This is a genomic window from Streptosporangium sp. NPDC049046, assembly GCF_040649155.1.
Lineage (GTDB): Bacteria > Actinomycetota > Actinomycetes > Streptosporangiales > Streptosporangiaceae > Streptosporangium.
The window spans coordinates 25369-47503 of sequence record NZ_JBEZEZ010000026.1; the positions used below are offsets into that span (position 1 = coordinate 25369).

At 72.8% G+C, this 22135-nt stretch carries 19 protein-coding genes; 10 read left to right on the forward strand and 9 right to left on the reverse strand.

Features of this window, described 5'->3' with window-relative positions; all coding sequences use genetic code 11:
* The first annotated feature begins 63 nt into the window (after positions 1–63).
* A complete protein-coding gene (locus AB0B96_RS30635) occupies positions 64–840 on the forward strand; it encodes a winged helix-turn-helix domain-containing protein (RefSeq protein ID WP_362904216.1) in 777 nt (258 codons plus the stop codon).
* Here AB0B96_RS30635 and AB0B96_RS30640 read toward each other — a convergent pair.
* A complete protein-coding gene (locus AB0B96_RS30640) occupies positions 815–3031 on the reverse strand; it encodes an ATP-dependent RecD-like DNA helicase (protein WP_362904218.1) in 2217 nt (738 codons plus the stop codon). The two genes, AB0B96_RS30635 and AB0B96_RS30640, sit on opposite strands and share 26 nt — an antisense overlap.
* A gap of 365 nt (positions 3032–3396) precedes the next feature.
* Between AB0B96_RS30640 and AB0B96_RS30645 the strand changes: the two genes are divergently transcribed.
* Both AB0B96_RS30645 and AB0B96_RS30650 read left to right on the forward strand, forming a co-directional pair.
* Positions 3397–4398 (forward strand): DUF4394 domain-containing protein, encoded by a 1002-nt coding sequence (locus tag AB0B96_RS30645; RefSeq protein ID WP_362904220.1) that lies wholly within the window; start codon positions 3397–3399, stop codon positions 4396–4398.
* Positions 4399–4793: 395 nt separating this feature from the next.
* Positions 4794–5531 carry a sulfite exporter TauE/SafE family protein gene (locus tag AB0B96_RS30650; RefSeq protein WP_362904222.1) on the forward strand — a complete coding sequence of 246 codons (738 nt, stop codon included), beginning with the start codon at positions 4794–4796 and terminating at the stop codon, positions 5529–5531.
* Here AB0B96_RS30650 and AB0B96_RS30655 read toward each other — a convergent pair.
* From AB0B96_RS30655 to AB0B96_RS30675, 5 genes are all read right to left on the reverse strand, one after another.
* Positions 5520–6275 (reverse strand): glycosyltransferase, encoded by a 756-nt coding sequence (locus AB0B96_RS30655; protein ID WP_362904224.1) that lies wholly within the window; start codon positions 6273–6275, stop codon positions 5520–5522. The two genes, AB0B96_RS30650 and AB0B96_RS30655, sit on opposite strands and share 12 nt — an antisense overlap.
* Positions 6272–6907, reverse strand: a complete 636-nt coding sequence (locus AB0B96_RS30660) for a class I SAM-dependent methyltransferase (RefSeq protein ID WP_362904226.1) — start codon at positions 6905–6907, stop codon at positions 6272–6274. Before AB0B96_RS30660 ends, AB0B96_RS30655 begins: the two co-directional genes overlap by 4 nt.
* A 49-nt stretch (positions 6908–6956) precedes the next feature.
* Positions 6957–7724, reverse strand: coding sequence for a PIG-L family deacetylase (locus AB0B96_RS30665; RefSeq protein WP_362904228.1), 768 nt, complete (start codon positions 7722–7724; stop codon positions 6957–6959).
* Entirely contained in the window at positions 7721–8701 is a 981-nt protein-coding gene (locus tag AB0B96_RS30670; RefSeq protein ID WP_362904230.1) for an acyl-CoA dehydrogenase, read from the reverse strand. Before AB0B96_RS30670 ends, AB0B96_RS30665 begins: the two co-directional genes overlap by 4 nt.
* 182 nt (positions 8702–8883) lie before the next feature.
* On the reverse strand, positions 8884–9654 hold the full coding sequence (locus tag AB0B96_RS30675) for an SDR family oxidoreductase (RefSeq protein WP_362904232.1): 771 nt from the start codon (positions 9652–9654) through the stop codon (positions 8884–8886).
* A 223-nt stretch (positions 9655–9877) separates the two neighbouring features.
* Between AB0B96_RS30675 and AB0B96_RS30680 the strand changes: the two genes are divergently transcribed.
* Positions 9878–10876: a LacI family DNA-binding transcriptional regulator gene (locus AB0B96_RS30680; protein ID WP_362904234.1), complete on the forward strand. Its 999-nt coding sequence runs from the start codon at positions 9878–9880 to the stop codon at positions 10874–10876.
* Positions 10877–10891: 15 nt separating this feature from the next.
* Here AB0B96_RS30680 and AB0B96_RS30685 read toward each other — a convergent pair whose 3' ends face one another.
* Complete coding sequence (locus AB0B96_RS30685) at positions 10892–11575, reverse strand: TioE family transcriptional regulator (protein WP_362904236.1); 684 nt, start codon at positions 11573–11575, stop codon at positions 10892–10894.
* A 90-nt stretch (positions 11576–11665) separates the two neighbouring features.
* Here AB0B96_RS30685 and AB0B96_RS30690 point away from each other — a divergent pair, with 90 nt between their 5' ends.
* The 4 genes from AB0B96_RS30690 (at position 11666) to AB0B96_RS30705 (ending at position 15985) form a co-directional block, all read left to right on the forward strand.
* A complete protein-coding gene (locus AB0B96_RS30690) occupies positions 11666–12841 on the forward strand; it encodes an erythromycin esterase family protein (protein ID WP_362904238.1) in 1176 nt (391 codons plus the stop codon).
* Positions 12842–13023: 182 nt separating this feature from the next.
* Positions 13024–13308: a hypothetical protein gene (locus AB0B96_RS30695; RefSeq protein ID WP_362904240.1), complete on the forward strand. Its 285-nt coding sequence runs from the start codon at positions 13024–13026 to the stop codon at positions 13306–13308.
* A 125-nt stretch (positions 13309–13433) separates the two neighbouring features.
* Positions 13434–14546: an FAD-dependent monooxygenase gene (locus AB0B96_RS30700; RefSeq protein ID WP_362904242.1), complete on the forward strand. Its 1113-nt coding sequence runs from the start codon at positions 13434–13436 to the stop codon at positions 14544–14546.
* 146 nt (positions 14547–14692) lie between these two features.
* Positions 14693–15985, forward strand: a complete 1293-nt coding sequence (locus AB0B96_RS30705) for a YibE/F family protein (protein WP_362904244.1) — start codon at positions 14693–14695, stop codon at positions 15983–15985.
* Positions 15986–16126: 141 nt separating this feature from the next.
* On the opposite strand, the gene AB0B96_RS30710 is transcribed toward AB0B96_RS30705, so the two are convergent.
* Positions 16127–16888, reverse strand: a complete 762-nt coding sequence (locus AB0B96_RS30710) for an NAD(P)H-binding protein (RefSeq protein WP_362904246.1) — start codon at positions 16886–16888, stop codon at positions 16127–16129.
* A gap of 105 nt (positions 16889–16993) precedes the next feature.
* Here AB0B96_RS30710 and AB0B96_RS30715 point away from each other — a divergent pair, with 105 nt between their 5' ends.
* Positions 16994–17887: a sigma-70 family RNA polymerase sigma factor gene (locus AB0B96_RS30715; protein WP_362904248.1), complete on the forward strand. Its 894-nt coding sequence runs from the start codon at positions 16994–16996 to the stop codon at positions 17885–17887.
* A gap of 75 nt (positions 17888–17962) precedes the next feature.
* Here AB0B96_RS30715 and helR read toward each other — a convergent pair whose 3' ends face one another.
* Positions 17963–20116 carry an RNA polymerase recycling motor ATPase HelR gene (gene helR, locus AB0B96_RS30720; protein WP_362904250.1) on the reverse strand — a complete coding sequence of 718 codons (2154 nt, stop codon included), beginning with the start codon at positions 20114–20116 and terminating at the stop codon, positions 17963–17965.
* A gap of 606 nt (positions 20117–20722) precedes the next feature.
* Here helR and AB0B96_RS30725 point away from each other — a divergent pair.
* On the forward strand, positions 20723–22078 hold the full coding sequence (locus AB0B96_RS30725) for a serine hydrolase domain-containing protein (RefSeq protein WP_362904252.1): 1356 nt from the start codon (positions 20723–20725) through the stop codon (positions 22076–22078).
* Positions 22079–22135 lie beyond the last annotated feature (57 nt).

A 22135-nucleotide genomic window follows, 5' to 3' on the forward strand; every position in this document is an offset into this window, starting at 1 on the left:
CCGCCGAGGGCCTTGGAGAAGGCTTCGGCCGGCGCCGAAGCGGTGCCGGCCGATGATGGGGACATGACACCTGCCATGACGCCGGGCGGGCCGGTGCCGCTGGCCGCGCTGGCCGCCCTGCTCGCCGACGCCACCCGTGCCACGTTCTGCCTGGCCCTGCTGGACGGGCGCGCCTGGAGCGCCGGGGAGCTGGCCGCTCACGCCGGGGTCGCCGCCTCCACCGCCAGCGAGCACCTGTCGCGGCTCGTCGCCGGTGGGCTGCTGGCCGAACAGCGCCGGGGACGCCGGCGCTACGTGCGCCTGGCCGGGCCGCGGGTGGCCCAGCTCATCGAGGATCTGGCCTCCCACGCGGCCCACACCGGCCCCGGGGGCGGGCCCCGGCCCGCGACGCTGCGCGCTGTGAGCGCGGCCCGCGCGCTGGCTGAGGCCCGCACCTGTTATGACCACCTGGCCGGGCGGCTCGGCGTGACGATCACCGACGCGCTCACCGCGCGCGGCCTGCTGCGCCAGGACGCCGGGTTCGCGCTCAGCGACGAGGGATTGTCGTGGTTCGCCGTCGAGCTGGGGGCGCCGCTGCCCGGCGGCGGGCGCCGCCCCCAGGCCCGGCCCTGCCTGGACTGGACCGAACGCCGCCCCCATCTGGCCGGCAGCGCCGGGGCCGTGCTGTGTACGACCATGCTGGAGCGCGGCTGGGTCGTCCGCATCGGCTCAGGGCGCGCCGTGGCCGTCACCGGCGCCGGGGGCGAGGCCCTGGAACGCCTGCTGGGCCTCACCGCCTGGGCGAGCGCCGCGGCGCCGCGGCCGCAGGAGGTGCTCAGCGCACGCGCAGGCGGTGGGTGAGGCTGGTGTGGCGGCGCCCGGCGCCCCGGGTGCGTACCGCCTGGGCGAGCGCGCGGCGCGAGCCGACGATGACGACGAGCCTCTTGGCCCGGGTGATCGCGGTGTAGAGGAGGTTGCGCTGCAGCATCATCCACGCGCTGGTCGACAACGGGATGACCACCGCCGGGTACTCGCTGCCCTGGGATCGGTGGATCGACACCGCGTAGGCGTGGGTCAGCTCGTCCAGTTCGTCGAAGGCGTACTCGACGTTCTCGTCCTCGTCGGTCAGCACGGTCAGCTTGTGCTCGTCGGGCCTGATGTCGACCACCGTGCCCACGGTGCCGTTGAACACCCCCGCCGCGCCTTTCTCGTAGTTGTTGCGCAGCTGGGTGACCTTGTCGCCGACCCGGAAGACCCGCCCGCCGTAGCGGCGCTCGGGCATGCCCTCCCGGAAGGGGGTGAGCGCCTCCTGTAGCGCGTTGTTGAGGTTGCCGGCGCCGGCCGGGCCCCGGTGCATCGGCGACAGGACCTGTACGTCGCGGCGCGGGTTGAGGCCGAACCGGCGCGGGATGCGGTTGGCGACCACGTCGACGGTCAGCGCCGCGATCTCCTCGGGCTCCTCGCAGGCAAACAGGAAGAAGTCGTTCATGCCCTCCAGCGCCGGGGGCAGGCCGGTGTTGATGCGGTGGGCGTTGACGACCACCCCCGACTCCTGGGCCTGGCGGAAGATGTGGGTCAGCCGCACCCGGGGGATCTCCTGCTCGGCGGCGAGCAGGTCGCGCAGCACCTCACCGGCGCCGACCGAGGGCAGCTGGTCGACGTCTCCGACGAAGAGCAGGTGCGTGCCCGGGGCCACGGCCTTGACCAGCTTGTTGGCCAGCAGCAGGTCCAGCATCGAGGCCTCGTCGACCACGACCAGGTCGGCGTCCAGGGGGTTGTCGCGGTCGAAGGTGGCCTCCCCGCCGGGACGCAGCTGCAGCAGCCGGTGCACGGTGGTGGCCTCGTGGCCGGTCAGCTCCGCCAGGCGCTTGGCCGCCCTGCCGGTGGGCGCGGCCAAGATGACCTTGGCCTTCTTGGCGCGGGCCAGGGTGACGATGGAGCGCACGGTGAAGCTCTTGCCGCAGCCGGGGCCGCCGGTCAGCACCGCGACCTTCTCGGTCAGCGCCAGCCGTACCGCCTGGGCCTGCTCCTCGGCGAGGTCGGCGCCGGTCTTGGTCCGCAGCCACCTCAGCGCCGCGTCCCAGTCGACGCCGGCGAAGGCGCCCAGCCGATCGTGCTCGCAGGCCAGCAGGGAACGCAGCGCGCCGGCCAGGGACAGCTCGGCGCGGTGGAAGGGCACCAGGTAGACCGCGGGGACGCCGGCGTCGCCGACCGGGATCTCCTCGCGGACCACGCCCTCCTCGGCGATGAGCTCCTCCAGGCAGCGGGCGGTGAGCTCGGCGGGAACCTCCAAGATCTTCACCGCGTCGCCGACGAGGTTGGGTGTCGGCAGGTAGCAGTGGCCGTCGTCGGCGGCCTGCGACAGGGTGTAGCGCAGGCCCGCCTTGACGCGCTCGGGGCTGTCGTGCGGGATGCCCACGGCCTGGGCGATGGTGTCGGCGGTCTTGAAACCGATGCCCCACACGTCGTCGGCCAGCCGGTAGGGCTCGCTCTTGACGACGGTGATGGACTTGTCGCCGTACTGCTTGAAGATGCGGACCGCGATGGAGGTGGACACGCCGACCCCCTGCAGGAAGATCATCACCTCTTTGATGATCTTCTGTTCCTCCCAGGCGACGCCGATCATCTTGGTCCGCTTGGGGCCGAGCCCGGGAACCTCCACCAGCCGCTCGGGGGTGGTCTCGATGACCTCCAGGGTGTCGACGCCGAAGTGGTCGACGATCCGCTCGGCCATCTTCGGCCCGATGCCCTTGATCAGCCCGGAGCCCAGATAGCGGCGGATGCCCTGGATGGTGGCGGGCAGCACGGTGGCGTAGGACCACACCTCGAACTGCTTGCCGTACTTGGGGTGGGAGGCCCAGCGCCCGGTCAGCCGCAGCGACTCGCCGGGCTGGGCGCCCAGCAGCGGCCCGACCACGGTCAGCAGATCGGCGCCGGAGCGGTCGGTGGCCACCCGGGCGATGGTGTAGCCCGTCTCCTCGTTGGCGTAGGTGATGCGCTCGAGCACGGCCGAGATCGACACGCCCGCGACTGCCCGTTGCTCCGGCTGCACGCCACCTCCTTCGCGCTGGATCGGCTGGATCCGCTCGCGCAAGTGTAGGACAGCCTTCACGGCCGGAAGACGCGTGTTTCCCCGTCCCGACCGCCCCCGCGCCGGGCCCGCCGGGAGGAAGCGGTCAGGGGCCCGCCGGATCGATGGGAGAGGCCGGTGGGGCGCGGGGCGGGGTTTCGCGGGTTTCGGCAGGCTCCGTCCGGGGGTGGGCGAGGTGGCTTGCCCGCCGATCCCCGACACGCCGGTGGCCGGCCGCGCCTTTCACGTGCGCGTCGTCGCGGTGTGTGATGAAGTCTTCGCGATCTGCGACGACCTGGTCGCCGAACAGGCCGGTGCTCCGGTAGCCGGTCGCGAAGGAGAGGCACATGCGAAGGACACTCCTGGCCGCCGTGGTGGCGCTGAGCACGATGGCGGGCCCTGCGACAGGAGCCGCGACAGGCCCTGTCGCAGGCCGGGCGGCAGACACTGCGGCAGACACCACGGCGGGCGCTGTGAGCGGCGGTGCGCCGGGGACGGCCAGGCGCGGCCTCGACGTCATCGGGCTGACCGCCGACCGGCGCCTGGTGGGGTTCGAGATCCGCTCCCCCGGCCGTACCCGCGACCTCGGCAGGGTCCGCGGGCTCGCCGGTGACACCACCCTGGTCGGCATCGACTACCGGGTGCGCGACGGCAGGCTGTACGGCGTCGGCGACCAGGGCGGCGTCTACACGCTCAGCGGGCGCTCCAGGGCGGTCAAGGTCTCGCAGCTGAGCGTGCCGCTGAGCGGCGCCGGCTTCGGCGTCGACTTCGACCCCGCCACCGACCGGCTGCGGGTGATCAGTGACACCGGGCAGAATCTGCGCCACAACCTCGACGATCCGCGGGGCGCTCCGGCGGCGGGACAGAGCGTGGCCGACGATCCGCTGACCCGCCCGCGGCCCGGACCCGGGACCGACGCGCTCACCGCTTCGCAGGCCGGCTCCCCCGGCGGCCCGTCCCTGCCGCCGGCCGTCGCCGCGGTGGCCGCGACCGGTGTCACGGGCGCCGGGTACACCAACAACGACCTCAGCCCGGCCACCGCCACGACACTCTTCGTCGTGGACACCACGGCCGCCCGGGTGTTGCTGCAGTCCCCGGCCGACACGGGCGTGCTGGTGGCGATCGGCAACCTGCGGGTGGCCGCGACCGGCGCGGCGGGCCTGGACGTGCACAGCTCCCTGCGCAACGGCGTCACCGTCTCCAACAGCGCCTTCGCCGCGCTGAGGGTCGGCGGGCGCTACGGGTTCTACGGCATCAACCTGCTCACCGGCGCCGTCAACTACAACTACGGCCTCTTTCCCGCCGACCGGCAGGTGTTCGACGTCGCCATCCGGCCCGACCGTGGCTGACCAGCGCGCTGGGAGGCGCTGAAAGGTGCTCGTCTGACGGCCCATCGGCCCCGGCCGTCGGCGAGCGTTACGGTCCGGGCTGCGGGGCGCGCCTGAGCACCCCGATCCGCAGGTCCGCGAGCTCATTCGCCGCGGTCAGGGCGCGCCGGGCGGGGAAGGGTTCGCCGCGGCGTCCGCGAAAGGCGAGCAGCCGGACGCGAAGACGGCGGTGACCGCGGCCGGCCCGGCCTCGGGGATGGCCGGCGCTTTGAGCGGGCAGTTCGATCACCGGAGCCGCCCGCACCGCTGTGACCAGTGGATATCTCCCTCGGCGACCCCTTCTGCCGTGTTCGATTGTCACCCGTTGTACGGTCATCTGTGACCTCATATCCCCTTTCCTCCCGTCGGCGAGGCTGATGCCCTCCCTCGACGTCGTCCAGTGGGTGGTCCTGCTGGCCGCCCTGTTCCTGGTGGGCTTCTCCAAGACCGGTGTCTCCGGTACCGGGATGGTGGCGATCGCCCTGTTCGCGCTCGTGCTGCCGACCAAGCAGTCGACGGGCACCCTGTTGCCGCTGCTGCTCGTCGGCGACCTGGTCGCCGTGGCCTCCTACCGGCGGCACGCCGACTGGCCGAGGCTGATCAGGTTGTTCCCATGGGTCGCCCTGGGCGTGGTCGCCGGGGCGGTGGTGGTGCGCTGGGTCGACGACACGCAGATGAGACGGCTCATCGGGGCGATCCTGCTGGTGATCATCGCGGTGCACCTGTGGAACCGGCGCCAGGCGCCGCAGGACTCACTCGCCCACCGCCGCCCGGTGGCCGCCCTGGCTGGCGTCTTCGCGGGTTTCGCCACCATGACGGCGAACGCGGCCGGCCCCATCATGGCCGTCTACCTTCTGGCGGCGGGCCTGCCGATGCTGGGCTTCCTGGGCACCAGCGCCTGGTTCTTCCTGACGATCAACGCCTTCAAGGTGCCCTTCAGCGTCGCGCTGGGCCTCATCACCCCCTCCGGCCTCGTCTTCGCCGCGCTGGGCACCCCGGCGGTCCTGGCCGGGGCCGCGGTCGGGCGCGCGGTCATCAGCCGCATCGACCGCACCCTGTTCGAGTGGCTCACGCTGGGGCTCACGCTGCTGGCCGCGGTACGCCTACTGCTGTGAGGCCTGCTGTGAGACGGTGTCGGCTTCGAGCCGGGCGAGGAAGTGGCCGAAGCCGTCCGGCGCCCGCGGGTCGCGGCGTGCCGAGGTCACCACGCTCACCCCGGTGGTGCGCAGGACCCGCCGGCCGGCCGACTCCAGGGCACCGACCAGGGCCCGGTCCTCACCGGCCGCCACCGGGCCGAACCCGCCGACGGCCAGGTAGGCGGCGGCGGTGACGCCGAGGTTGGCGCCGTGCACGTGCGGATGCCACCGCGCGCCGTCGCCTCTCCTGGCGGCGGCGTTCCCGCCGCTCGCCGGCGTCGCGGCGTAGCTCTGGGCGTAGGCCAGGTGGAGGGGCGGCGGGTAGCCGGACCAGTCGGTGACCGTCACGGTGCCGACGACGGCCTCCCAGCCCTGGGCGGCGTGCCTGAGCTGGCGGCTGAGCCAGCAGGGCGGGACCAGGGTGTCGGCGTCGGTGGTGGCGACCCAGACGGTGGCCGGGTCCAGGGCGCGGGTCTGCCGCAACAGCACCCGGGTGCCCGCCAGCCGCGCCCGCCCGACGTTGGTCATGGCGCCCTCGACGACGGTCGCACCGGCCCGCGCGGCCAGGAGCGCCGTACGGTCGGTGCAGGTGTCGGCGACGACGATCAGGTGGAACGCCACGCCGGGAACCATGCACCCGGCCAGCTTCACCGAGGCCAGGCAGGCGGGCAGCAGTTTCTCCTCGTCGCGGGCGGGCACCACGACTCCGACGGCCTGGATCACACAAGTCCCTCGGCCTCGGCCACCGAGCAGGCCCCGGGGCCGGACAGGTAGACCTCGGCGAGGAAATCCGGTTCACGATGGTCGACAAGACGCCTCAGCCCCGCCCGCCCGGCAAGGGCCGCCAGGGCGCGGTGCGCGTCTTCGCCGCCGCGCGGATACTCCGCGACGGGATGCCTCCAGTGCACCGCGAGCAGGGTGCCCCCGGGGCTCAGCACGCCGACCGCCAGGTCGAGCACCCGCTCCAGGTCCGCGTCGCCGAAGTAGTAGAGCACCTCCGACAGCACGACGAGGTCGAACCTCCCCTCGTCGGTGGGCCACTCCTCGGGCAGGACGCGCCGCTGCACCCGCGTCCCCGGGTGGGCGGCGGTGCGCCGCGAGGCCGCCTCGACCGCGGCGAAGGACAGGTCGCAGGCGAGCAGCCGCTCACAGCGCGGGGCGAGCAGGGCGGTGAACACCCCGATGGAGCAGCCGGCCTCGAAGGCGTCGCGGTAGCGGCGCGCGGGCAGCAGCGCGGCACTGATGGCGTACTTGCGCTCCTCGTACCAGCGGGAGGTGAATCCCCACGGGTCGGGTGAGGCCGAGTACATCTCCTCGAAGTACTGCGGCCCGAGCGTCCTTGGACGAGGCGTCATCGGACACCTCCGGCGTGGGGTCCGGTGGACTGCGGCGGTGGAAGGGATGTCAACGAAAGAGCACCTCGTACTCGCGGGTGAAGTGGGCGACGATGCCGGGGGGCAGCACCGCCTCCAGGCCGGCGGCGCGGGGTTCCAGCTGGCTGGTGAAACAGCCGATGGCCTCCCGCTTGCGAGCCAGGACCGCCGGCGGCAGGCAGATCCGCGACGCCCGCTCCCAGGGCAGCCGCCCGTCGCCGGGCCTGGCCCAGTGCCAGGCCCAGATCGGGTAGAAGTAGGGGCGCAGCCCCGCGGCGGCCGCGGCCCTGCCGGCGGCCTCGTGGTCGGAGTGCGCGTCCGCCTCCCACGGGGCCAGGCACACCTGGAAGCCGGCCGAGGCCTCCTTCAGCGCCTGGGTGAGCTCGCCCTCGCGGGCCGCGAGAGCGGTGTCCGGCATGCCCAGCCGCACGATCTCGACGTCGCCGGCTCCCAGGGCCTCCAGCGCGGCCCCGGTCTCCCGCACCCGCCGCGCCGCCAGCGCCGCCGCGTCGGCGATGTCCGGATGGGAGGCCTCGCCGTCGGTGACGGCGACCAGGCGCAGCCGCACGCCCGAGGCCGCCAGCAGCGACAGCAGCCCGCCCACGCCCAGCACCTCGTCGTCGGGGTGGGCGGCGACCACCACCGCGCTGCGCCAGTTGTCGTGGGCGAGCGCCGAAAGCGCGCCGAGTCCCGGCCAGGCGCGCCAGTCGGACTCGCGGGTGCCCGGGGCGTCGATGGGATTGGGGGGAAGGTCGTCCCCGGCGTCCCGCTCGGCGCGGTCGGCTCGTTCGGCGCTCACCATCGGGCTCCCTGCTCGGCGACGATCGCTCCCAGCGCGGCGAGGTCGCGTTCGGCGTGATGCTGGCGCAGATAGACCGTGAGGTCGGCGACCCGGCGCCCGTGCGCGGCGTCGTGGCCGAGCGGCCCGGCGCCCAGCGCCCTGCCCACCCGCCCCATGACGTCGGTGGCCACGGCCTCCACCAGCGCCTTGAGCCGCAGGGAACGCGTTCTTCCCGCGTTCTTGAGGTCGCGGGGGTCGGCGTCGATCTCGTCGGCCGCCTCCTCCAAGGCGGCCTTCGCGGTCCGCAGCGCCACGTCGACCGCGCCCAGGTGGGCCAGGGCGTGCGGGCCGACCTCCCGCTCGCCCGCTGCGGCGAGCAACGCCTCGGCCACGCCTTTGGCCCCTCCGTACCAGCACGCGGCCACACCCGCGCCGCCCTGGTGGAAACCGGGCCTTCTCACATACCCCTCCACCGGCCCCACCGGCTCGCCCGCGACATCGTCGAAGCGGACGTCCAGGGTGTCACTGGCGGCCATTCCCGTCGCCGGCCAGCTGCCCTCCACCGGCCGCAGGTCCTCGACCGCCACGGCGAACAGCCGGTGGCCGTCCGGCGTCTCGGCGGTCACCAGGGCGTGGGTGCACACCCGCGCTCCCGAGCAGTACCGTTTGGTCCCGCTCAGCCGCCATCCGGTGGCCACCGGACGCGCTGACAGGGACGGGCCGGGAGGCTGCGCGGCCCACACGCCCCACCGGCTGCCGGCCGCCGGTGCGGGCCCGGCGAGTTCGGCGAGGATCGCGACGGCGTCGGTGTGCCCCTCGCACAGCCGCGCCAGCGACAGGTCCCGCCGGGCCAGCGCGGCCAGGGCCTCCCAGCGCAGCCTGGTCCGCCCGGCACCGGGCAGCGGAAGCTCCAGCCGTCCCGACTCCACCTCGGCGACGAACCCTCTTTCCACCTCGGCGCGCCAGGCAGCGCCGTCCTGCCGTTCCCCGTCCATGAATCCGGCCCTACCCTGCCGAAAGCGTTCATATCATTCCTGGTGAAAGGGGGTGTTCCGCCTCGGCGCCGGATCGCCGTATCGGGGCAGTGGTCGCTGGGCGCCCAGCGACCGGGTGAGGAGGAGCGTCCCATCACCCGGGATCGGCGTGGGCCCGCACGACGGCCGCCGTTGGCCGGAAATCATGACTCGGGATCGTGCGCGAGCACCGACCGGCCGCCGTCGACGGGCACGGTCGCGCCGGTGATGAAGCCGGCGTCGTCCGAGAGCAGGTAGACGATCGCGGCCGCGACCTCCGCGGAGCGCGCCACCCGGCCCAGCGGGTGCAACAGCGCCATCTGGCGCTGGATGCGGGCGGCCGCCGCGGGCTGCTGGGAGCCGAGGAAGTGCGCGTAGCGCTCGGTGTCCACCGAACCCGGCGCCACGACGTTGACGCGGATGCCGGACGGCCCGTACTCGACCGCGAGCGCACGGGTCATCCCCTCGACGGCCGCCTTGGCCGTCACGTACGGCAGGCAGCCGGGGACCGCCCGGCGCGCCTGGTGTGAGGAGAGGTTGACGATCGCCCCCGGTGTGCGGGCCGCGAGGAAGCGCCGGATCGCGGTGGCACAGCCGACGACGGCGGCGTCGAGGTTGGCCGCGATGAGCTCCAGCACGCGTGCGGTCGTGGCCGAGTGCAGGGAGGCGTCCCCGAACACGGCGGCGTTGTTGACCCAACCGGCGAGGGTGCCCGCGGCCTGCGCGGCGTCGGCGGCTCGCCGCGCCACGGTCTCGTCGGCCGCGTCGCCGACCACGCCGGCCAGGCGTGCGCCGGCGGAATGGCCCTGCGTCCAGGTCAGGGCCGCCGGATCGCGCTCGACGGCGACCACGACGGCGCCCTCGCCGAGCAGGCGCTCGACGACGGCCCTGCCGATGCCTCGGCCCCCTCCCGTCACCACGTACGAACGGCTCATGCCCTCTCCTTTGGTCGTCGATGCGCGCAGGTCGCCAAGACCATCGACATGACGCGGTCCTGCCCTGTGCCACCCGGGCACCGGCCGCGCAGCCGTTTCCTCACCATGAGACGGGGTCTCCGGCGAAAATGTCAAATGCTTCTATCGAAGCACTTCGATCCTTTCCGGCACTTGATACGATTCCTGCCGACGGCGAGAGCACGTCTCGCGGGAGGAGGGGCACGTGGCGGCCAGGACGACCATCTACGACGTCGCCACCGCGGCGGGCGTCAGCATCTCCACCGTCTCGCTCGCCCTCAACTCCCCGGCCCGGGTCAGTCAGGAGACCAGGCGCAAGGTCCTCCAGGCCGCGGACGCGCTCGGCTTCGTGCCCAAGCAGGACGCGATCGCCAAGGCGCGGCGAGGTGTGGGGCGCGTCGGCGTCATCGCGCCGTTCACCTCCTATCCGTCGGTCGCCCGGCGCCTGAACGGCATCCTGCGGGCCGTGGGCCACCGTCCCCTGGAAATCGTCCTGTTCGACCAGGAGTCGGCCGCGCAGAGCGCCTCCCCCCTGCTCGCCAGCCTGCCCATCACCGGACGCCTGGACGGGCTCGTCGTCATCAGTCTCACCCTGGACGAGGCGGTGGCCGACCGCCTGAGCGGCATGCGGCTGCCGACGGTGCTGATCGACGTCCGCCACCCCCGCTTCGACTCCGTGCACACCGACGACGCCGTCGGCGGCCGGCTGGTGGCCGAACACCTGATCAGCCGTGGTCACCGCCGGTTCGGCTTTCTCGGCGAGACGCAGAGATCCGGCCTGTACCTCTCGCCCTCCCAGCAGCGCCTCGCCGGCTACCGCTCGGCCCTGGCCGAAGCGGGCCACCTTCTCCTCGACGGCGACGTGCGGCTGGCCGGACACGGCGTCGCACCGGCCCGCGCCGTCGCCAGGGAGCTGTTGTCGGCGCCGGATCGCCCCTCGGCCGTCTTCGCCGCCGACGACACCCTCGCGGCGGGAACACTGAGGGCCGCCCGCGACCTCGGCCTCACCGTCCCCGAGGACCTGGCGGTGGTCGGCTTCGACGACAGCGACCTGGCCGAGGCCCTGGAACTCACCACCGTGCGCCAGCCCTTGGAGGAGTCCGGCCGTGCCGCGATGGAACTTCTCATCCAACGCCTCGACCAGCCCGGCGCCGTCCGCGAGATGGCGTTGGGGCTGCAGCTGATCCCCCGTGACACGAGCTGACTCTCAAAGCCGCCGTCAGGCCTCGAGGGCCCGCAGGTAGGCGTCCAGGTCGGCGGCGCCCTTGAGCATGGCGCGGCCCCGGGCCGACAGGCGGGCGCGCCAGTCGCGCAACGTCGCCTCCAGCGGGGCGACGCCTCCGGCGGAGCGGACCTGGGCGATCAGCGGGGCGATCTGCTCCAGAAGGTAGCCGCCCCGCCGCAGCTGGTGGACCAGCCGGACGTCGCGCACGTCGGCCGGGCTGTAGACCCGGTAGCCCGTCCGCGGGTCGCGGCGCGGCTTGACCAGGCCTGCACCCTCCCATTTACGCAAGGTGGCGGGGCGGATGCCGAGCCTCCTGGCCAGGGGGCCGATGAAGGTGTCGCCGCGCTCCGGCGGCACCGGCGCCAGGTCACCCAGCGCGGCCTCGACGGCCTGCAGGGTGCGGCGGTCCTCCAGGAGCTGGCCGTGGCTGTCGTCGATGAACCGCAGCGCCTCCTCGGTGGCACCCCGGTTGGCCGCCCGCATGATCGACGTGGCCCGCTGGTGGCCGTGCCCGGGCACCAGGGCGAGGAACGCGCGCAGGGCCTGGGCGTGCAACGGCGTGTAGCTGCGATAGCCGTGGACGCTGCGTCCGGCGGCGGGCAGGATGCCGGCCTCCTCGTAGTTTCTGATCGCCTGGGTGGACAGACCATGCTCGCGCGCCAGGTCCACCGGCCTCATGAATACACCATTGTTTGAAGGTCCATCGCGACAACAGCGGGTAATTCCCGCAAAAGTTTACACCGTGTGTTCAACGATACCGTTTAAGGCATGGATATCAAGGACACGGCCCGGCCGCTCGACGGCATGGGCGTCTCGGCGTTCCTGCGCTCGCTCGCCGCCCGGCCCCTGCTCCTCGGCCTGGGCGAGGCCAGGCACTTCGTGGGGGAGCTGGGCGAGCTGCGCAACGAGATCTTCCGGCATCTGGCCGAGCACGAGGGATATCGGTCGTTCGCCATCGAGAGCGACTGCCTCAAGGGCCTGGTGGTGGACGACTACGTCACCACGGGCGCGGGCACGCTCGACGACGTCATGGAACGTGGCTTCAGCCACAACTTCGGCGCCTTCGCGGCCAACCGCGAACTCGTGCGCTGGATGCGCGCCCACAACGAGCAGCACGAGGAAAAGCTTCGGTTCTTCGGCTTCGACGGCCCGCTGGAGTACTGGGCCGAGAGCCCGCGCCAGGCGCTCACCGCCCTGTACGCCCTCCTGGAGGGCCCGCTGCCCTGCACCGTGGAAACCCTGGAGGCGCTGCTGGGCCCGGACCGGCGGTGGACGAACGAGGCCACGGTGATGGATCCGTCCCAGTCGATAGGCCAGTCCGCCGACGCCCGGCGGCTGCGGCTGATCGCCGACGACCTGGTGGCGCTGCTCGACATCCAGGCACCCGGGCTGAGCCGGCCCGACAGGGAGCGGGCGGCGCTGTACGGGCGCACCGCCGTCGGCCTGCTGCGCTACCACCACTGGATGGCCGACACCTCCCCGGCCCGGATGGCCAGGCTGTCGGGTCTGCGGGACGCGATGATGGCCGCCAACCTGCGCGCCGTCGCCGAGAGTGGCCCGGCCCTGGTCTTCGCCCACAACCTTCACCTGCATCGCGACAAGAGCCTCATGTCGCTCGGCGACCATCAGCTGGAGTGGTGGAGCGCGGGAGCGATCACCGAGGCGCACCTGGGCGACCGGTACGCCTTCCTGGCCTCGGCCTTCGGCACGTTCGGCGACGACACCCCGCCTCCGGACACCGTCGAGGGCCTGTTGTCCACCATCCCGTGGGAGCACTCTCTCGTCGACGCCCGCCGCCTGGCCGAGACCCTCACGAAGCCCGTCCCGCGCGTCTCCCACGACTTCGCCTATTTCCCGCTGGACCCGGCCCGGCTCGGCAGGGTCGACGGCGTCGTCTTCCTCAAGCAGACCGTCACGCCGGACGACAGGGAGTGGAAGCGCTGACCCGGCCGCGCCTGATACGCACCCTCCGTGCCCGGGTGCGGTTCACACCGCCGTCACCGGCCACTGTCGTAGATACGGCGGGAGGGTTCGGTGGCCTCGGTGTCGGTGACCTCGGTGACTTTGACGACTGACGCGCCACCGGGGCAGGCCCGGCCGCCCCTTGCCTCACGCGAGGCAAGTGGGTGACCGGCGTACGCACCATGCTCGCCGAGCCCGCGCTGCAGGGCGAGCGACTGCGCGCGGTCGCGATCGCCGAGGCCGAGCTGGCCGCCGCGGTCGCCGAGCGCACCGGCACCGACCTCGCCACCGACATGTATCCGAGGCTCGTCGCGGCCGCGGCCAGCGCCGCCGTCGCCGTCGCCGTGCGGCACTATCTCGACAGCGCCGACCCGCCCACCCCGATCGAGCGCCTCATCACCGACGCCTTCACCCAGGTCGCCGCCGGCCTCCCGGCGTCGCCCCGCTGAAGCTCTCACTCCTCGCCCAAGACACCGCCTCACCCACCCTTGCAGCCGCGTCACACCCCACGGCGGGCCGGCCGCGTGCCGCGCCCGCCGTGGCGATGACGCACGCCCAGCAAAGGAACACGATCATGATTGATGTCCTCATCGCCGGAGCCGGGCCCAACGGCCTCATGCTCGCCTGCGAACTGGCCCTCGCCGGCGTCCACCCCGTCGTCCTCGAACGCCACGCCGCGCCCACCGGCGAGTCCCGCGCCAACGGCCTGGTCGGGCAGGTCGTCCGCCTGCTCGACCGGCGCGGCCTCTACACGCGGCTCAGCGGCGAGGGCACTCCGCCCTCCCCCCAGCCGGCCTTCACCTTCGGCGCGTTCCCGCTGGACCTCACGATGCTCGCGGACAACCCGCACTACGTGCTCGGTGTGCCGCAAGCCCGGCTCGAGGCCGCCCTCGCCGCCCGGGCCGCCGAGCTCGGAGTCGACCTGCGCCGCGGCCACGAGGTCGTCGACGTGTGCCAACACCCCGAAGCGGTCGAGGTCCGCCTGGCCGACGGCAGGCGGCTCACCTGCCGTTTCCTCGTCGGCGCCGACGGCGGCCGCAGCACGGTGCGCCGCCTGGCCGGCATCGACTTCCCCGGCGTCACCAACGACCGGTCGATCTCCCGCATCGCCACCGTGACCGTCCCGGACTCCTTCCTCGACCCCGGGACCGGCGGCCTGCGGGTCCCCGGCTACGGCGTCGTCCCGCCGTTCCAGCACACCCGCACCGCGCGCGGCCTCATCGCCTGGGCCCCGTTCCCCGGCCGCCCGGCGATCCTGATCACGCATGAGCGGGAACTCTTCGCCGAACTGCTGCGCAAGCCCGAGGTGACCGGGCACATCGCGGCGCTGATGTCCGGCGCGGACACCCGCTACCCCGCCGACCCCGCCGATCCGCTGGCCGGCCGCTGCGCCCCCGACGTGGTCGTGCACGGTGAGCACGGCCCGAAACGCCTCGCCGAACTGACCCGCGCCGCCCGGCCGCTGCTGCTGGACTCCAGGGGCGCCTACGCCGAGGTCACCGCGCCATGGCGAGACCGGGTCGACGTGGTCACCGGCCCACTGCAGGGCACCACCGCGACCGCGTTACTCGTGCGCCCCGACTGCTTCGTCGCCTGGTCCGCCTGGTCCGCCGGGGACATCGGGGACACCGGGGACACCGCCACGCTGCGCGCTGCGCTCACCCACCACTTCGGCCTTCCACAATGACCGGAAAGCGCCATCCATCAGGATGAACACGCAGGACACCCACGTTTGCCGCCCTCACCGGTCCTGTTGAGCCGCCACGGCGCCACGGCCACCTCCCAGGTGCGGTACTTTCGCCTTTACCGTCCCTGAGGAGAGCTTTTTCGACCATGGGTGCCAACCACTCGCACGGCCCGGCCGCCCCCAGCTCCCGTGGCACGGTGTGGGCGACGCTGGCCGTCATCGTCCCCCTGGCGCTGGCCACGCTGATCGCCCTGATCTGGATGTGGCCCGCGAAGCTCACCTCCAGCGGGCAGCAACCTGCCGGCCTGCAACGGGTGACCGGGACGATCACCGCCATCACCCTCACCCCGTGCCCGCAGGAGCCGCCCGCCGACGGGCAACCCCCCGGCGAGCAGCGGCCGGCCGACCCCGCCACCTGCGGCGACGCCAAGGTCGAGCTGACCAGCGGGCCCGAGGCCGGTCACTTCGTCACCAGCGGCCTTCCCAGCGGGCCCGGCTCGCAGAGGTTCGCCGCGGGCGACGACGTGATCCTGGTCCACACCCCCGGCGGTGACGGTGAGCTGGACGGTGAGCTGGAGGTGCCGCCGTACCAGATCTCCGACCACGACCGCTCCTCGCCGCTGTGGCTGGCCGGTGCCGCGTTCGCCGCGGCGGTGATCGCTTTTGGCCGCTGGCGCGGGGTGATGGCGCTGATCGGGCTGGCCGTCACCTTCGTACTGCTCCTGCTGTTCGTCATCCCGGCGATCCTGACCGGGCAGCAGCCGCTGCTGGTCGCCATCGTCGGCGCCGCGGCGATCATGCTCGCGGTGCTCTATCTCACCCACGGCTTCACCGTCCCCACCTCGATGGCCGTGGTCGGCACTCTGGTCAGCCTCAGCCTGACCGGCGTGCTGTCGTACGCGGCCATCGGCCTCGCCCAGCTCAACGGGATCACCGACGAGAGCTCGTTCTACCTGGACGTCAGCTACCGGATCAACACCGAGGGCCTGCTGCTGGCCAGCATCATCATCGGCTCGCTCGGTGTCCTGGACGACGTCACCGTCACCCAGGCCGCCACCGTCACCGAGCTCGCGCACGCCAACCCCGGCTACACCTTCGCCCAGCTGTACCGGGCCGCCGCCCGGGTCGGCCGCGCCCACATCGCCTCGGTGATCAACACGATCATCCTCGCCTACGCCGGAGCCTCCCTGCCGCTGCTGTTGCTGGTCAGCGTCGGCGACCAGCCCATCGGCGAGGTGGTGACCAACCCGGTCATCGCCACCGAGATCGTCCGCAGCGTGGTGGGCACCCTGGGACTCATCGCGGCCGTCCCGATCACCACGGCCCTGGCCGCGCTGGCCAGCGCCCGCAAGGCCGCCCCCGAGCACCGGCCGCCCCCGGCGGCGCGCCACCGCCGCCGGACGGAGGATCCCCTCACCGGCTCGATCCCCCACCCTTAGGCGACCCGGTCACCGCAGCCGCCCCTTGCGCGCCGGCCGCCTCGAGGCGGCCGGCGCGCAAGGAACAACCGGCAGGGCGGGCGGCGTGGAGCCGGACGTCCCCGAAGCCACACGCGTGTCACGGACGAAGACGCCGGCGCGCTAGCGCACCCGCTCCGCCAGGAACTCCTCCCAGGTCCGCCTGCCCACATCGGCCCCGTCCAGCGACAGGTTCTCCCCGGCCCGGTAGGCCTTGCCGGCCTTTCCCGGCATCCGCACCGGCATCATCATCCGGCGCTTGCCGCGCGCCCGCAGGTAGCCGCCGACCAGTTCCCCCATCCCGTACACCGCAGGTCCCGCGAGGTCGGGGACCAGGCCGGCCGGCCGCCCCAGCGTCAGCTGCACCAGCCGGGCCGCCACCTCACGCGAGTCGACCGGCTGGAAGCGCAGCCCGCCCGGGACCGGGACCACCGGCATCCTGCCCATCATCTCCGCGATCTTCAGGACGAGGTCGTGGAACTGGGCCGCGCGCAGCATCGTCCACGGAATACCGGAGTCCGTCACCGCCCGCTCCGCCTCCAGCTGGGTCTTGAACCAGCTCAGCGGCATCGTGTTCGCCCCGATCACCGAGATGTACACGATGTGCCGCACACCGGCCTTCGAGGCGGCGCCCACCAGGTTCCACGTCGCCTTGTCGTCGCCCTTGCTGCCGCCCGCCAGGTGCAGGACGGTCTCGACGCCCTTCACCGCGGGCTCGATCCCCTCGCCCTTGAGCAGGTCGGCGGAGAAGTGCTCGACGCCGTCGCCGGGCCCGTGATCACGGCGGCTCAGGGTCCGTACCTCGCGACCGGCCTCCCGCAAAAGGGGGACGACGTGGCCGCCGAGCGTGCCCGTGCCTCCGGTGACCAGGATGGGTGCCGTCATGGCTTCTCCAGTGTTCGTTCGGCCGGGAGTCGACCTCCCGGTACTTTCGGCTGGTGTTTTTCGGATTTACTGCTATGACCCCCGGCGGCGAAGGAATGTGACACGGTGGACGAACGCGAATGGCTGGCAGGGCGTTTCGAGGAGCATCGGCCTCGTCTGCGGTCGGTGGGCTACCGGATGCTCGGCTCGCTCAGCGAGGCCGACGACGCCGTGCAGGAGGCCTGGCTGCGTGTCAGCCGCGCGGGAGCCGGCGACGTGGACAACCTCGGCGGGTGGCTGACCACGGTGGTGGCGAGGGTGTGCCTGAACATGCTGCGTGCGCGCGAGCATCGGCGTGAGGACCCCATCGACGCGCAGGTGACCGGCACGCTCATCGGCCGGCAGGAGGCCGGGACCGACCCCGAACGGGAGGTGCTGATGGCCGACTCGGTCGGGGTGGCGCTGCTGGTGGTGCTCGACACGCTGGCACCGGCCGAACGCCTCGCCTTCGTGCTGCACGACATGTTCGCCGTGCCGTTCGAGGAGATCGCCCCGATGCTCGAGCGGTCGCCGGCCGCGACCAGGCAGCTCGCGAGCCGCGCCCGCCGCCGGGTCAAAGGGGCGCCCGCGGCCCTCGACGCCGACCTGACCCGCCGGCGCCGGGTCGTCGACGCCTTTCTGGCCGCCACGCGCGCAGGGGACTTCGAGGCGCTGGTCGCCCTGCTCCATCCCGACGTGGTGCTCCGGGCCGACGCAGCGGTCATCCCCACCCCCGAGCCCTTCGTGGTCCGCGGCTCCCGTTCCGTGGCCGAGGGCGCGATGGCCGCGATGGAACGGGCCTGGTTCACCGGACCCGCCCTGCTCGACGGGGCGATCGGGCTCGCGATGGCCCCCTACGGTCACCTGCGCCTGGTGCTCGGCTTCACGATCACCGAGGACGGGATCACCGAGATCGACGTGATCGCGGAGCCGGACCGCCTTCGCCGGATCGACCTCGCCGTACCCGGGCCCGACGCCTGACCTTCGCCGGCCTGCGCGCCGGACACGGCCGGGGTGCGGGGGATCCCCCGCACCCCGGCCGGACAGGGCGGGCGATCAGGGTGTTGACAGGATGACGAGCCGCTGTGTCGCCCGGGTCATCGCGACATAGCGGTCGACCGCTCCTTCGACACCCGTGCCGAACGTCTCCGGATCGACGAGGACGACCAGGTCGAACTCCAGCCCCTTGGACAACTCCGGGGTCAGCGACCGAACCCGAGAGGTCGCCTGGAACGTGGGGTCACCGATGACACAGGCGATGCCCTCGGCATGCTCGGCGAGCCAGGTCTCAAGGACCGAGCCCAGCTCCGAGACCAATCCGTGGACGACGGGGACGGCACCGCCGCGGATGGAGGTCGGCACGTTGGCGTCCGGGAGCACGGCCCGGATGACCGGCTCGGCCTCCGCCATGATCTCCTTCGGCGTCCGGTAGTTGATGCTCAGGGAGGCCAGGGTGATCCGGTCGAGCCCGACACGCTCAAGCCGTTCGCTCCACGACTCGGTGAACCCGCCCCTGGACTGGGCACGGTCCCCGACGATGGTGAAGCTCCGCGACGGGCAGCGCAGCAGCAACATCTGCCACTGCGCGTCGGTGAGTTCCTGGGCCTCGTCCACGACGATGTGCGCGAACGGGCCGGCGAGCAGGTCCGGTTCGAAGGTGGGCAGCTCGGACTCGTCGATCAGATTTCGCTGCAGGTCCGCGCGGCGCAACTGCGTCACGAGCCCTTCACCGTCGTCGTCGGCCTCGATCAGGTTGTCGACGACCTGGGCCATCCGCTCGCGCTGGGCGGCGAGAGCGGCTTCCTGCCGGCGCCTGCGTCGTGACGTCTCCGGGTCGCCGAGACGTTGCCGCGCCGCGTCCAGGAACGGCAGGTCCGACACCGTCCAGGCCTGGGCGTCGGCGCGTTGCAGTCGCCGGACGTCCTCAGGGTCGAGCCAGGGAGCGCACATCCGCAGGTAGGCCGGCACCGACCACAGGTCTCCGACGAGGTCGGCCGCCTCCAGCAGCGGCCACGCGCGGTTGAAGGTGGTGAGCAGTTCCTCGTCTCGCAGCAGCGATCTGCGCAGCAGGTCGGCCGAGACCTCGTCGTCGTGCTTGTCGATCAGGATCCTGAGCAGTTCCTCCCAGATCTGGTCGCGTGCCTCGTTGTGCGAGGTGCCGGGTTCGGCCGCCCCGAACGCCTCGGCCCAATCGTCGGGGCCCAGCCAGATGTCGGACCAGTGGGTCGTGACCGTCATCCCCTTGGCGGGCGGGTTCTCGTAGAACCTGACGGCCGGCTCGATCGCCTTCAGCAGGTCCGCCGACGCCTTCAGGCGGGCCACCCGCGGGTCGGTCTCGACCGTCGCGCCGGCTCCCTCGGCGACGAGGTCTCGCAGGGTGCAGGTGCGCACGCCCTCCTCTCCGAGGCTGGGCAGGACGTCGGCGACGTAGGCCAGATAGGGCTGGTGCGGGCCGACGAACAGTACGCCGCCCCGGTGGTGGCCGAGACGGGGATCGGAGTAGAGCAGGTAGGCGGAGCGGTGCAGGGCGACGACGGTCTTGCCCGTCCCCGGACCGCCGTCGACGACGAGAGCCCCGCGAGATCCCGCGCGGATGATGGCGTCCTGGTCGGCCTGGATGGTGCCGAGCACGTCTCGCATCCGGGCCGACCGGTCACCGCCCAGGCTGGCGATGAAGGCGGACTGGTCGTCAAGGGCCGCGTGGTGTCCTTCGAATCCCTCCGGGGTGAACACCTCGTCCCAGTAGTCGCTGATCCGGCCGCGACTCCAGCGGTACCTGCGGCGGCTCGCGAGCCCCATCGGGTTGGCGTGGGTCGCTCCGAAGAACGGCTCGGCCGCCGGAGAGCGCCAGTCGAGCAGCAGGCGGCGGCCCGCGCTGTCGGTGAGGCCGAGCCGTCCGATGTACACGGGCTCGGAATCGTCCGCGCCGACCATGTGCCCAAGACACAGGTCCAGGCCGAAGCGACGCAGCGTGCGCAGGCGAGCCGACAGCCGGTGGACCTCCAGGTCCCGGTCCAGCGCCTGCCGGCCTTTGCCGCCGGGCGCCCTGCGTTCGGCGTCGAGGCGGCCGGACAGGTCGGCGATCGTGTGCTCAAGGCTTTGCGCGATGGCCACGAAGTGCCGTTCGTCGCCGGCGATCAGCGCCGGGTCGGCCTTGGCGGCGAGATGGGCGGGAAGGTCGAACGCGCTGCTGGTCAGCGGATTCGTCACCGGGTTCACGTCCTCGGCTCCGATCCGAGGTGGACGAGGGGCCTTCCCGGCCCCCTCATACGTCGGCGGCAACACACTCACTTCGCATCCCCCGTTTCCGCAACTTCCGGCTTCGGCCGACGATTCTGCGGCATGACCCGGGTCTTGTGGCAAGCCCCCCGGTGCGCTATACGTTAAGAGTGGAAAGGTGTGGATACTTCCCTTTCCCCGTCGTCCGCCGTGGACGGACGAGACCCTCTCGAAGCGGCGCTCCGCCTCCCCCCTCACCGTCGTCCCCGCAGCGGCGATGTTCCAACGCGGAATCACCCAGGTTGGCGAGATAGAGGGTTTCCCGGACGCTTCCTCGGAGGCGGCGCCCCGGTGCGCAGGCCGAAAGTTCGGCACGCGTATCCGCTCGGACCGCCCGCTCGGCGTGCGCCGCCTTCTCGGCCGGCCACACCGCCGGCTTCGTCGCATTCGCCGTCGTACGGAGGCGAAAGCCCAGATGCTGTGGAGCAGCTGATCGCCCGTCGCGCCGAGCCGTCGACGATGCCCTCCCGGTTCGGGCGGCACTAACCTGGGGGCACTTTTTCGCGTTGGGTTTCGTGTCGGGTGAGGAGCCATCTGATGTCGCCGGTTCTGGAGAGTACGGCTCGCGCGCTGCTGCGCAGGATCGCGGTCGAGCAGTCCCAGGGACGCCTGCCCTCGCTGACCGCCGCCGTGGTGCGTGACGGGGAGCTCGCCTGGTTCGGCGCGCGCGGCCGGGTGGATGGGGCCGCCCCCACCCCGGGCACCCAGTACCGAATCGGCTCGATCACCAAGAGCCTGGTCGCCGTCGTGGTGATGCGCCTGCGCGACGAGGGGAAGGTCGGCCTGCTCGACCCGGTCACCAAGCACCTTCCCGACCTGCGGGTCGGTGAGATGACCGTCGCCCAGCTGCTGTCGCACACCTCGGGGCTGAGCGCCGAGTCCCCCGGCCAGTGGTGGGAGCGGACCGAGGGCGTGCCGGCCGCCGACCTCGTCGCCGCGCTCGGGCCCGAGGCGGCCAGGCACCGGCCGGGACGCCGCTACCACTACTCCAACGTGGGCTTCGCCCTGCTGGGCGAGCTGGTGGCCCGCCACCGCGGCGTGAACTGGGCACAGGCCGTGCACGAGGAGATCCTGCTGCCCCTGGGCATGCGCGACACCACGCCCCGGCCACGCGCACCCCACGCCACCGGCTACGCCGTGCACCCCTGGGCGGACGTCCTGCTGCCGGAACCCGAACACGACGCGGTCGCCATGGCCCCGGCCGGGCAGCTGTGGTCCACCCCCGCCGACCTCGCCCGGTGGGCGGCGTTCGTCGCCGGAGACACCGGGGACGTGCTCGCCCCGGACACCGTGGCGGAGATGCGCGAGCCGGCGATCGTCGACGACGGCGACGCCTGGACGGGCGGATACGGCCTGGGCCTGCAGCTGGCCCGGGCAGGCGGCCGCCGCCTGGCCGGTCACACCGGCTCCATGCCGGGCTTTTTGGCCACGGTGTGGGCCGACCCCGCCGACAAGGTCGGCGTGCTGTTCACCGCCAACTCCACTGCGGGCGTCGGCCGCACCCTGCTGAGCGACCTGCTGGCCATCCTCGACCAGCACGAGCCGCGCCTGCCCGACGAATGGCAGCCCGTCGCCGACACCGCGGGTCTGCTGGAGCTCACCGGCCCGTGGTACTGGGGGCCCAGCGCGTACGCGCTGCGGCTGTTGCCCGAGGGCGGCCTCTCCCTCAACCCGATCGGCGGTGCGGGACGGGCCTCGCGGTTCACCGCCCAGGACGACGGGACCTGGCTCGGGCTGGACGGCTACTACGCGGGCGAGACACTCCGCGTGGTCCGCAGGCCCGACGGCTCCCTCAGCCACCTGGACCTCAACACCTTCGTCTTCACCCGTACCCCCTACGACCCGCAGGCGGAGGTGCCCGGCGGGGTGGACGAGGGCGGCTGGCGCGGCTGAGCGGCGAGCGCCGTGGCCGGGACCACGACCTCGGTGTGTGCGGCCTCCACACAGCAG